The following is a 10,975-nucleotide window of genomic DNA, read 5'->3' as shown; positions in this document are numbered from 1 at the left end:
ACTCCATGCCGCCGAAGGACTGCAACTGCAGACCGGTTGCGGTGATGATGATGTCGGCTTGCAACTCCTTGCCGGATTTGAGCCGGATGCCGGTTTCGGTGAAGGTCTCGATGTGATCGGTGACGATAGAGGCCTTGCCCTCCCGGATCACCTTAAAGAGGTCGGCATCGGGAACTGCGCACAGCCGCTCGTCCCACGGCTTGTACCGGGGCGAGAAGTGGGACATGTCGAAGTCCTTGCCCACATGCTTCTTCACGCTGGACAAGAGCCACGCTCGCATCTGGTCGGGCCAGCGGCGCGACAGCTTGTAGATCGCCCGCTGCAGGAGCAGGTTGCGCCGACGCGCCATGGCATAGACCCAGCGGTCCGGGAGGACGCGCTTCAATGCAGCCGAGATCGCGTCGTAGCCCGGCACGGAGAACACGTAGCTCGGCGAGCGCTGCAGCATCGTGATGTGCGCGGTCTCCCCGGCCATGGTCGGCACCAGCGTCACGGCGGTGGCGCCGCTGCCGATCACGATGACGCGCTTGCCGCGGTAGTCCAATCCATCGGGCCACTTCTGGGGATGGATGCACTGCCCCTTGAATCGCTCCACGCCGGGAAAGGTGGGCAGGTAGCCCTCGTCGTGGTTGTAGTAGCCGGTGCAGCTGACGAGGTAGTTGCAGGTGAAGGTGCGTGGCTCGCCGCTCTCTTCATCGACCGCGCTGATCGTCCAGCGCTTGTGCTCGCTCGACCAGGATGCCTCTGTCGTCCTGATGCCGAATCGGATCTTCTTGTCGATGCCGTATTCGCGCGCCGTGTCGGTGACGTAGCGCCGGATCGATGGACCGTCCGCGAGCACCTTCAGGTCATGCCACGGACGAAACCGGTAGCCGAAGGTGAACATGTCCGAGTCGGAGCGGATGCCCGGGTAGCGGAACAAGTCCCAGGTGCCGCCGATCGCCTTGCGACGCTCCAGAATGCCCACTCGCTTGCCAGGGCACTCCATCTGAAGATGGCAGGCCATGCTGATGCCGGACAGACCGGCCCCAATGACCAGCACATCGTAGTTTGTCTCCATGTCGAAACCTCTAGGGGGTTGATGCAGTGATTGGAGTATCCCGGGCCGCACTCTAGGTCGCTTGACATCTCAAGACAGTTGTTTGACATTTCGAGACATGACCGCCATGGTTCGATCGAGCGCATTGCAGGGCTACACGACCCTCATGCGGAGCTTGGGCGACGACCCGGCACCCTTGCTCCGGCGCTATCGCATTCCTGCGGGCTCATTGACCGACGACGATGCGATGCTGTCGCTGCGTTCCTGCATCCACCTTCTCGAGGCCAGTGCCTTGGAGACCGGCTGTGCGGMCTTCGGGTTGCGCCTGTCGCAGGTTCAGGACATCAGCGTGCTCGGTCCACTGAGCATCGTTCTACAGAACGCGCCCACCGTCAGGGAGGCATGGGACTACACCTCTCGCCACCTGTTCGTGCACAGCCCGGGCCTTGTCCTGAGCGTCCACGAGAAGAGCTCGATGATCGAAGGCGCGTCGGAGATGGCTGTAGAGATCCGACTGGACAGGCTACCCGTGCAGCGGCAGACGATCGATCTGTGCCTCGCGGATCTTCACAACATCACCAGGCTGCTCGCGGCCGAGCAGTACGAGCTGCGCGCTGTCACGCTGCCGCACAAGCCTGTGGCGCCGTTCGCGGTGTACAAGCGCTTTTTTGGGGCCCCCGTTTTCATGGAGCAACCGCTCGCCGCCCTGCACGTGAGCCATGGGACGCTGCGCGCCGATCTGCGAGGCGCGAACCATGGGTTGCGCAAGATCACCGAAGACTACCTGGCAAGGCACTTCCGCGTCCCGGGCGAGAGCGTCACTTCCCGTGTCCGCCTGGCCTTGCGACACACCCTCGGCACTCCGCAGGGCGGCAAGACCGATGTGGCGGCACTGCTTGCCATCCATCCGCGCACGCTTCAGCGCTATCTGGAGGCTGAAGGCAGCAAGTTCGAGATCATCCGCGAGGAGACGCTCAAGGAGGCCGCCTTGCACTATCTTCGCGAGACCGACATTCCGCTTGGCCAACTCGCAGACATCCTTGGTTTCTCGGAGCACTCGGCCATGACGCGCGCCTGCCGACGATGGTTCGGCGTGGCACCCTCTGCGCTGCGGAGAGAGCTGGCGAGCACGGGCACAGCCTTGGGCAAATGAGATCTCCGAGGCGTCGCCGCGGCCGCGTGGGGTCGCGTCTACCCGCAGAAATCAGATAGGACCCTCAATACTGCGTGGAAGGTCGCGACAAGAGGGCCACGATCAGGCGCTGGGCTTGATGTGCATCCGTGTTCAGGCATTGAAGGGCCGCCTGGTCAGCTTCCAGCGTTGAGCACGCCTTCGAAGAACACCCGCGCAGATTGCATGCAATACGCCGGCACCAGTTGGCCGTGGTAGGCGAAAGCCACGGCCTGACCCTTGGCGACGTCGGTTCCTGTCGTGTCGGCCCGCTCTTGCGCCTTGGCCTGCGCAAAGCCTGCGCGTGCTGTCGTATAAGCATCGTTCACACCCGTCGTTTCCAGGTCGACCACGGTGAGTGATGACGCGGGCATGCCGCGGGCGCGGAAATAGCCGGCCGTCGCAAGGCTGCTGGTGAAGTTGACCGTCGGGTCATTGGCGCCGCCGCACATCAGCACGGGCCGCGTCGGCAGCCAGGTGCGCAGGTCGTTGGCCACCGCCGCCTTGCGCAGGCCGGTCGTGGGTGCGCAGGCGAGCGGCGATGTCGTGTTGAGCGAGGCCGACGTCGCCGGCAGCGCATTGCCTGGGCAGGGGCTGGCCTTGACGTCGTTGAACCAGGTCGTCAGGTAGCTCTGGCGCACCAGATTGTCCGCGCCGTAGTTGATGGCCACGCTGGCGTTCAGAGGGCCGGGCGTGGCGTCCGCCGGAAAGAATGCGTACTTCGGCAGCTTGCCCGACGAGAACAACTTGTCGCTCGACAGGTAGCTCGGCAGCAGCGTGTCGATGCCGGATGCGTACTTGTCTTCGTAGATTTCGCTCGGGGACGTGTAGACGTTGCCGAACTGCCTTTGCCAACTGGTCGTGACCATCGGGARGAACACGGTGCTGCCGAGTTCCGGCAAGCCGGCCGGGGAATAGTCGATCAGCAGGCTGATCGCCGTCGGCGCGGACATCGGGGCCGACGCCGTCACCGGCATGCCTGTCGCCTGCATCTCGCGATGCGCCGCCAGCGCCGCGTAGCCGCCCTCCGAATAGCCGGTGATCAGCAAGGAGCCGCCGTCCACCGCCGAGAGCGCAGCCAGGGTGGAGCGCGCGGCCTTCAGGGCGTCGATCATTTCCTTGCCCTGCTGGTCGGCATTCAGGAAGGGGTGATAGGGCAGCGGCGACTTGTCGTAGCCCGCGTAGTTGGGTGCCACCACGATGTAGCCCTGCGCAGCGAACATGGCCGCCACCACCACGCCTTCCGCAGCGGCCGGCTGATTGGTGTTGGTCAGGTTGGAAATGTCGTAGGTGCGCTCGGTTGCGGTGCCGTGCCCGTACAGCACCATGGGGCGCGGGCCATTGCATACGGGGTCCGTGCCGGCGGGAAGCATGATCGCGGCGCTACCCGGGATCGACTCGCCTTGCGCGCCGACGGTCTGGTACTGCAGGTAACGCACGTCAATGCCGCACTTGGGTACGCCGGCGGCGCGTTGGAGTGTCTTGCCGGAGGAAACAGCATCGAGCAGGGTGTTGAATTCGTCCGCCGACAAGCGATTGACGCGGTCCGGTGCGGGCGTGAGCGCGGTGCCGCGCGGCGGAGTCGCGACGGCGCCAGCGATGGCTATGGCCGTAGCGCTGCTGTCGCCGCTTCCTCCGCCACCGCAACCCAACAGCATCAAGGCGCATGAAACGGCGAGGGTGGGCAGGGCGACGAAGTTGGTGGCAGGGCGGGTCATGGTCGAGGGCCTCCGGCAGCAAGGATGGAAATCAGCCAAGAATGTCCGCGACGACCCGCGCCGCCGTGCCAGAAACTGCCGTTTCCTCGTGAAGCGTTCGGGCTACAGAGTGCTCAGGCATCAACGCCAATCACCCCCCGACGGCGGCGTCCCAGAACGCGTTTGCAGCCTTCCCCAAAAGCGCGTTGTCGCGATAGAGCCTGATCTCCAAGGGAACGTCCCAGTCATAGCTCGCCGCGGTAACAAGCCGACCCTGGGCCATGTCTTCCTCCACCAGCGTCCGGGGCAGCCACGCGATCCCCCGGCCGTCCAGCACCATCGTCCGCAGGACAGAGGCGAGATGCGCCGTGAAGACGAATTGAACAGGCAACGACTCCAGCCTGCGCCCGATCTCGGCGCGCATGATGCGTCCCAGCCCCGATTCATCGGTGTACTGGAGCACAGGTACCGCCGGTCCGCCCCGACGAGCGAGTTGATGCCGCGCATGGCCTGCCGCGTCCGACGCCGACACCGCGATCAGCACGTCCTCGCCGATCCGGGCGGACCTGTAGGGCTCTGCATCCAGCGCCCCTTGCGCCTTGCCGTGCGCGTGACTCAACACGAACTGAACCTTGCTTTGCAGCATCAGTGCTTCGCAACGCTGGAGCACGTCGGACATCAGTTGCACCGGCCCGAGCGTCGTGTTCGATTCGAGGCTTCGCAACCAACGAGGCAAGAAAGTGAAAGAGAGCGCGTGCGTGGACGCGATGCGCAGGGTGACCGAACTGGCCTCGGCGACCTTCTTGGCGTCTCCCGGTATCCGGGCGACCCGCGCAATCAATTCCTGGGCCACGCCGGCAAACCATTCGCCGACCTCGGTCAGCCTGGCAGGCTGCGAGCTTCGGTCGAAAAGGTCGGCGCCGATCCACTCCTCCAAGGCGCGAATGCGGCGGCTGAATGCAGGTTGCGAACTGTGGCGGTCTTCCGCGGCGCGCGAAAAATTACCCGTGGCAGCCAGGGCCACGAAGTCTTCAAGCCAGATCAGATTCATGAGCGGTTCGTCCGGTGCATGGAAGCAGCGAAAAAGAGCATTGGCCCAGAAAGCCGGCGCCGCGGACCATACAGGCTCTCAATCAAACACTACCTGGAGCCAACCATGAAGATCGTCGAAATCCGCGAGAAAACCATCCCCATCAGCTCGCCCATCCGCAACGCCTATATCGACTTTAGCAAGATGACGCTGAGCCTTGTCGCAGTGATCACTGACGTGATCCGGGACGGCAAGCCGGTGATCGGCTACGGTTTCAACTCCAACGGTCGCTATGGCCAGGGCAAGCTGATGCGCGAGCGGTTCATTCCGCGCATTCTCGAAGCGGATCCCGCCTCCCTTGTCGACGACACCGGCGACAACCTCGACCCGCACAAGATCTGGAACACGATGTTCACCAACGAAAAGCCGGGTGGCCATGGTGAGCGCTCCGTGGCGATCGGGACCATCGACATGGCAATCTGGGATGCAGTGGCCAAAATCGAGGGCAAACCCTTGTTTCAATTGCTGGCGGACCGGTACGGCAATGGGACGCCGAATCGCAAGATCTTCGTCTATGCGGCCGGCGGTTACTACTACCCAGGCCAGGACCACAAGAAGCTCCAGGACGAGATGCGCAGCTACATCGACCGCGGCTACACCGTCGTCAAGAAGAAGATCGGCGGCGCATCGCTGGACGAAGACCTGCGTCGGATCGATTCGATCATGGAAGTGCTGCAGGACGGCCAGAAGCTCTGCGTCGATGCAAACGGCCGCTTCGATCTCGAAACCGCGATTGCCTATGCCAAGGCCCTGTCGCAGTACGACCTGTTCTGGTACGAGGAGCCGGGCGACCCGCTGGACTTCGAACTCCAGGCCGCGCTGCGCAATTTCTACAAGAACCCGATGGCGACGGGCGAGGATCTCTTCTCGATGCAGGACGCGCGCAACCTGATCCGTTACGGCGGCATGCGCCCGGATCGCGACTGGCTGCAGTTCGATTGCGCCCKGAGCTACGGCCTGGTGGAGTACCTGCGCACGCTCGACATGCTCAAGGAGCACGGTTGGTCCGCCAGCCGCTGCATCCCGCACGGTGGTCACCAGATGTCGCTGAACATCGCCGCCGGCCTCGGATTGGGCGGCAACGAGTCGTACCCGGATCTGTTCCAGCCCTTCGGCGGATTTCCCGATGGTGTGAAGGTCGAGAACAGCTTCGTGACGTTGCCTGACCTGCCCGGCATCGGCTTCGAAGGGAAGGCGGATCTGTATCGCGAGATGCAAGCGCTTTCGGCCTGACGCTACACAACCCAAGGAGACAAGAAATGAACACCGTTTGGCGCTGCGTCGCCGGCCTTGCCCTGGCCGGGTCTGCCACCCTGGCTTGTGCGGAATTCCCCGACAAGCCGGTCACGCTGGTCGTCCCGTTTGCCGCGGGCGGCCCCAGCGACAAGATCGCCCGCGACCTGGCCGAGGCGCTGCGCAAGCCTCTCGGACAGACGGTGATCGTCGACAACACCGTCGGCGCGGGCGGCACGATCGGCTCGGCTAGGGTCGCGAGAGCCACGCCGGACGGCTACACCCTGCTGGTGCATCACATCGGCATGGCAACCGCACCGGCGCTCTATCGCAAGCTGAGCTACAAGGTGCCGGATGGCTTCGAGACCTTGGGCCTGATCAACGAAGCGCCTTCCGTCCTGATCGGCAAGCCGAGTCTGGCGGCGAGCAACTTTGCGGAACTGCGCCAGTGGATCACGTCGAGTGGCGGAAAGGTGAACCTCGCCAATGCGGGGCTCGGTTCCGCCTCGCACCTGTGCGGCCTGATGCTCCAAAGCGCGCTGAAGACCAACATGACGCCAGTGCCGTACAAGGGGACCGCACCCGCCATGACGGACCTCATCGGCGGGCAAGTCGATGTGATGTGCGAGCAAGCCGGCAATGCGGTGCCGCAGATCGAAGGCAAGAAGGTCAAGGTCTATGGCATCTCAAGTCTGCAGCGGCTTTCGCTTCCTGCGCTCAAGGACACCCCGACGCTGTCCGAAGCCGGGCTCAAGGACTTCAACGTCCAGGTCTGGCACGGGTTGTACGCACCGCGCGGCACGCCGCCCGCGGCGATCGCCAAGCTCAACGCTGCGCTGCGCACCGCGTTGAAGGATCCCGATCTGATCAAGCGTGAAGAAGCGCTGGGTCTCACCGTGGTGACCGATGACAGGCTCGATCCAGTTGGTCACAAGAAGTTCCTGGTCGCTGAAAAGACCCGCTGGTCGAAGGTGATCCAGGACGCGGGCGAATACGCCGACTGAGGTGAAGAAGGCGGCGGGTCGATAGAGCGCGCGCCTTCTTTCTTCCGACAACAGTGGCGACTCGCGGTCAGAACCAGTCGGTCAACCGTTCCCCCGAATCTGAACAGGGCCGAACGTGCGGGACACGCTTCATCAACTCGAGGCTAGGTTTCGGCCCAGCCGTGCCGTCTCTATCGCAGCGATGTCGATCTTATTCATGGTCATCATCGCGTCGAAGGCGCGCTTGGCCGCCGCGCGATCGGGGTCGGCCATCGCCGCGATGAGGGCGCGCGGGGTGATCTGCCATGACAATCCCCACCGGTCCTTGCACCAGCCGCACGCGCTTTCCTGGCCGCCATTGCCGACGACCGCGTTCCACAAGCGGTCGGTTTCGGCCTGGTCGTCGGTCGCGATTTGAAAAGAGAAGGCCTCGCTGTGCTTGAACTGCGGGCCGCCGTTCAGCCCGATGCAGGGAATGCCGGCGACGGTGAACTCGACGATCAGGACATCGCCCTGCTTGCCGTCGGGATAGTCGCCCGGTGCGCGGTGGACGGCGCCGACAGCGCTGTCGGGGAATGTTTCGGCATAGAACTTCGCGGCATCGACGGCGGTGCCGTCGTACCACAGACAGATCGTGTTCTTGCTGGTCATTTCGTCTCTCCTGAAGAGTTGAGCACCCGGCATCCGCCACCATCCAAACACCCCATCGTCTTCATCGCGGGACCTCGGTTTGTCGGATGGGACTGGTGCCATTGTATGGATCCGCTGATGCCGAGCATTCTCGCGACGGGCGCGGGCCCGGTCATTGCTCTTGTGCAGCCTCCTCGCCACCGCCTTGCCGATCATCCACCCGTTGCATGTTGTCCAGGATCTTGAGCAGGTAGTGCAGGGTGTGGGTGATGTCGTTCACGGAAAAGCCCTCGAGCACTTGCGCGTAGTAGCCATGAATCTTTGGCAGGGCTTCGTCCTGCCAGACGTGCATCCCTGCGGTCGTCATTGACACCAGCCGCGACCGGCGGTCGCGCGCGTCGGCCGCGGTTTGAATTCGCCCATCCCTTTCCATGCGGCTGAGCAGGCCGGAGAGGTTCTGCCTGCTGACCTTGAGGTAGCGCGCCAGGTCTCCCACGCTCATGCCTCCGCTCGCGGCAGGCCTGGACAGCGCACCGAGCACCGCCCACTGCTGTGTCGTCAGGCCCTCGGACTCGACCGCCTTTGTACCTGTTTTGTGCAACATATTGGCACATTGATACAGACGGAAGAACACCCGGTTGGCCAGTTCAATCCTTGCCGAATCCTCGGTGTTATCAGGGTTTACCATAGATTTTTCTTTCTTCGAAGGGTCTTGCATTCGTGATTCGAGCGCCGCATAATACGTCAACACATTGACATATATGCGGCGGCATTCAAGCGACGACGCATCGACGATAGCAAGCTTCAAACCTGATGGAGAAACTGATGCAAAGATTCGAAAGCAAGACAGTGGTGGTCACCGGCGGCGGCGGCGGTATCGGCGGGGCCACCTGCCGACGCTTCGCTCGCGAAGGCGCCAAGGTCGCGGTGTACGACATGAACCTCGACGCGGCCGAGAAGGTCGCCTCCGCGATCCGCGAAGAGGGCGGGCAGGCGCAAGCGTTCCGCTGCGACATCACCGACCGCGCCAGCGTCGACAAGGCGGTCGAGGCCACGCAGCAGACCCTGGGCCCGATCGACGTGCTCGTCAACAACGCCGGCTGGGACGTGTTCAAGCCATTCACCAAGACCGAACCGGCGCAGTGGGACAAGTTGATCGCCATCAACCTGACCGGCGCACTGCACATGCATCACGCGGTGCTGCCCGGCATGGCCGCACGCAAGGCGGGGCGCATCGTCAACATCGCCTCCGATGCAGCGCGAGTCGGCTCCTCGGGCGAGGCGGTGTACGCGGCATGCAAGGGCGGCCTGGTGGCGTTCTCGAAGACCATCGCCCGCGAGCATGCGCGCCACGGCATCACGGTCAACGTGGTGTGCCCCGGGCCGACCGACACCGCCCTGTTCGCCGACTACAAGGAAGGCGCGGGCAATCCCGAGAAGCTCATGGAAGCCTTCACGCGTTCGATTCCGCTGGGTCGCATCGGCCAGCCCGACGACCTGCCCGGCGCCATCCTCTTCTTCGCCAGCGACGCCGCCGGCTTCGTCACTGGCCAGGTGCTGAGCGTCTCCGGCGGCCTGACCATGAACGGCTGATCGCCTTCCCACCCACACCCTCTGGAGAACCCCATGGAATTCGAAGACATCCTTTATGAAGTACGCAACGGCGTGGCCTGGATCACGATCAACCGGCCCGACAAGATGAACTCCTTTCGCGGCCAGACCTGCGACGAGATCATCAAGGCCATGAACCGCGCCGGCTATGACCGCAGCGTCGGCGCCATCGTGCTGGCCGGCGCCGGAGATCGCGCCTTCTGCACCGGCGGTGATCAGTCCGCACACAACGGCAACTATGACGGCCGCGGCACCATCGGCCTGCCGATGGAAGAGTTGCACGACACCATCCGCAACGTGCCCAAGCCGGTGATCGCCCGCGTCCAGGGCTTCGCCATCGGCGGCGGCAACGTGCTGTGCACCATCTGCGACCTGACCATCGCCTCCGAGAAGGCCATCTTCGGCCAGGTCGGCCCGAAGATGGGCTCGGTCGATCCAGGCTATGGCACTGCTTTCCTGGCGCGAGTCGTAGGCGAGAAGAAGGCGCGCGAGATCTGGTATCTGAACCGCCGCTACAGCGGCGCCGAGGCCGTGGCCATGGGCCTGGCCAACGCCGTGGTTCCGCACGACCAGCTCGACGCCGAGGTGCAGAAGTGGGCCGAGGAAATCTGCGAGCGCAGCCCGACGGCAGTGGCCATCGCCAAGCGCAGCTTCAATGCCGACACCGCGCACCAGGCCGGCATCGCGGGCCTCGGCATGTACGCACTCAAGCTCTACTACGACACGGAAGAGTCGCGCGAAGGCGTCAATGCCCTGAAGGAAAAGCGCAAGCCCGACTTCCGCAAGTACGCGAAGTAGAGGCCCGTCCCTCGAAGAAACCCGCACTCGCGGCGCAACCGCTGTTGCGCCGCGGCGCAGCGCACCCTGGAGACAAGACATGAATCCCTATCTCGATGAAGACCTGACAGCGCTCGGCGACCATGCGCGCCGCTTCGCCACCGAGCGCATCGCCCCCGGCTTCCTGGAACGCGACAAGACCCGCGTGCTCGAGCGCAAGCTGATGCGCGAAATGGGCGAGATGGGGTTCATCGCGCCCGAACTGTCCGAGGAACATGGCGGCCAGGGCATGGGTTGCCTGGCCGCCGGCGTGATCCACGAGGAGATCGCGCGCGCCGACCTGAGCATGTCCTACATCAACCTGCTCGCTTCGCTCAACGGCCAGATCCTCTCGCAGCACGGAAAGCCCGAAGTCGTCCAACCGTGGCTGCAGAAGCTGACGCGGGGCGAGGCGCTGTTCGCCATTGCGCTGACCGAGCCGCGCGGTGGCTCCGACGCGGCCAACCTGCGCCTGCGCATGGAGCGCGTCGGCGACGCGTACGTGATCAACGGCGAGAAGACGTCGATCTCCGCGGCCGACCAGGCCGATGCGGCGGTCGTGTTCGGCCGCACCGGCCCGGTCGAATCGGCGGCCCACGGCGTGACCGCGCTGCTGGTGCCGATGGACCTGCCGGGCGTGACCCGCAACCGCTTCGATTGCCACGGCCAGCGCGCGATCGGTCGCGGCTCGCTGTTCTTCGAGAA

General features: G+C 64.2%; 11 protein-coding genes. 6 read left to right on the top strand and 5 right to left on the bottom strand.

Annotation, left to right across the window (positions count from 1 at the left end; translation table 11 throughout):
- On the bottom strand, nt 1-1,060 hold a 1,060-nt coding region (locus AC1DY5_RS26415; RefSeq protein ID WP_478116186.1), incomplete at its 3' end, for a flavin-containing monooxygenase.
- 97 nt (nt 1,061-1,157) lie between these two features.
- On the opposite strand from AC1DY5_RS26415, the gene AC1DY5_RS26410 reads away from it, so the two are divergent.
- The gene (locus tag AC1DY5_RS26410) at nt 1,158-2,192 is read left to right on the top strand and encodes an AraC family transcriptional regulator (protein WP_478116185.1); all 1,035 of its coding nucleotides are present in this window, start codon (nt 1,158-1,160) and stop codon (nt 2,190-2,192) included.
- A 155-nt stretch (nt 2,193-2,347) separates the two neighbouring features.
- Here AC1DY5_RS26410 and AC1DY5_RS26405 read toward each other — a convergent pair whose 3' ends face one another.
- Together AC1DY5_RS26405 and AC1DY5_RS26400 are read right to left on the bottom strand one after the other, a co-directional pair.
- The gene (locus tag AC1DY5_RS26405) at nt 2,348-3,928 is read right to left on the bottom strand and encodes an alpha/beta hydrolase family protein (RefSeq protein ID WP_478116184.1); all 1,581 of its coding nucleotides are present in this window, start codon (nt 3,926-3,928) and stop codon (nt 2,348-2,350) included.
- A 130-nt stretch (nt 3,929-4,058) separates the two neighbouring features.
- Nucleotides 4,059-4,958, bottom strand: coding sequence for a LysR family transcriptional regulator (locus tag AC1DY5_RS26400; protein WP_478116182.1), 900 nt, complete (start codon nt 4,956-4,958; stop codon nt 4,059-4,061).
- A 105-nt stretch (nt 4,959-5,063) separates the two neighbouring features.
- On the opposite strand from AC1DY5_RS26400, the gene AC1DY5_RS26395 reads away from it, so the two are divergent.
- Nucleotides 5,064-6,230 (top strand): mandelate racemase/muconate lactonizing enzyme family protein, encoded by a 1,167-nt coding sequence (locus tag AC1DY5_RS26395; RefSeq protein ID WP_478116191.1) that lies wholly within the window; start codon nt 5,064-5,066, stop codon nt 6,228-6,230.
- A gap of 26 nt (nt 6,231-6,256) precedes the next feature.
- The gene (locus tag AC1DY5_RS26390; RefSeq protein WP_478116180.1) at nt 6,257-7,234 is read left to right on the top strand and encodes a tripartite tricarboxylate transporter substrate-binding protein; all 978 of its coding nucleotides are present in this window, start codon (nt 6,257-6,259) and stop codon (nt 7,232-7,234) included.
- A gap of 132 nt (nt 7,235-7,366) precedes the next feature.
- Here the strand turns inward: AC1DY5_RS26390 and AC1DY5_RS26385 are convergent, their stop codons facing one another.
- Together AC1DY5_RS26385 and AC1DY5_RS26380 are read right to left on the bottom strand one after the other, a co-directional pair.
- Complete coding sequence (locus AC1DY5_RS26385) at nt 7,367-7,864, bottom strand: VOC family protein (RefSeq protein WP_478116178.1); 498 nt, start codon at nt 7,862-7,864, stop codon at nt 7,367-7,369.
- Nucleotides 7,865-8,015: 151 nt separating this feature from the next.
- Complete coding sequence (locus AC1DY5_RS26380) at nt 8,016-8,531, bottom strand: MarR family winged helix-turn-helix transcriptional regulator (RefSeq protein WP_478116188.1); 516 nt, start codon at nt 8,529-8,531, stop codon at nt 8,016-8,018.
- A gap of 137 nt (nt 8,532-8,668) precedes the next feature.
- Between AC1DY5_RS26380 and badH the strand changes: the two genes are divergently transcribed.
- The 3 genes from badH to AC1DY5_RS26365 all read left to right on the top strand — a co-directional run.
- The gene (gene badH / locus AC1DY5_RS26375) at nt 8,669-9,436 is read left to right on the top strand and encodes a 2-hydroxycyclohexanecarboxyl-CoA dehydrogenase (protein WP_478116176.1); all 768 of its coding nucleotides are present in this window, start codon (nt 8,669-8,671) and stop codon (nt 9,434-9,436) included.
- Between the two features lie 33 nt (nt 9,437-9,469).
- On the top strand, nt 9,470-10,252 hold the full coding sequence (badI, locus tag AC1DY5_RS26370; protein WP_478116174.1) for a 2-ketocyclohexanecarboxyl-CoA hydrolase: 783 nt from the start codon (nt 9,470-9,472) through the stop codon (nt 10,250-10,252).
- Between the two features lie 79 nt (nt 10,253-10,331).
- Nucleotides 10,332-10,975, top strand: a 644-nt coding sequence (locus AC1DY5_RS26365) for an acyl-CoA dehydrogenase family protein (RefSeq protein ID WP_478116173.1), incomplete at its 3' end; no start/stop codon positions are given.

Source organism: Variovorax sp. P4_D9, assembly GCF_056401695.1.
This window is presented reverse-complemented; position numbering and strand designations above follow the sequence as displayed.

Coding starts and splice junctions, on each gene's coding strand:
- badH (WP_478116176.1), top strand. CDS start 8,669: ATGCAAAGATTCGAAAGCAAGACAGTGGTGGTCACCGGCGGCGGCGGC.
- badI (WP_478116174.1), top strand. CDS start 9,470: ATGGAATTCGAAGACATCCTTTATGAAGTACGCAACGGCGTGGCCTGG.
- AC1DY5_RS26385 (WP_478116178.1), bottom strand. CDS start 7,864: ATGACCAGCAAGAACACGATCTGTCTGTGGTACGACGGCACCGCCGTC.
- AC1DY5_RS26400 (WP_478116182.1), bottom strand. CDS start 4,958: ATGAATCTGATCTGGCTTGAAGACTTCGTGGCCCTGGCTGCCACGGGT.
- AC1DY5_RS26380 (WP_478116188.1), bottom strand. CDS start 8,531: ATGGTAAACCCTGATAACACCGAGGATTCGGCAAGGATTGAACTGGCC.
- AC1DY5_RS26390 (WP_478116180.1), top strand. CDS start 6,257: ATGAACACCGTTTGGCGCTGCGTCGCCGGCCTTGCCCTGGCCGGGTCT.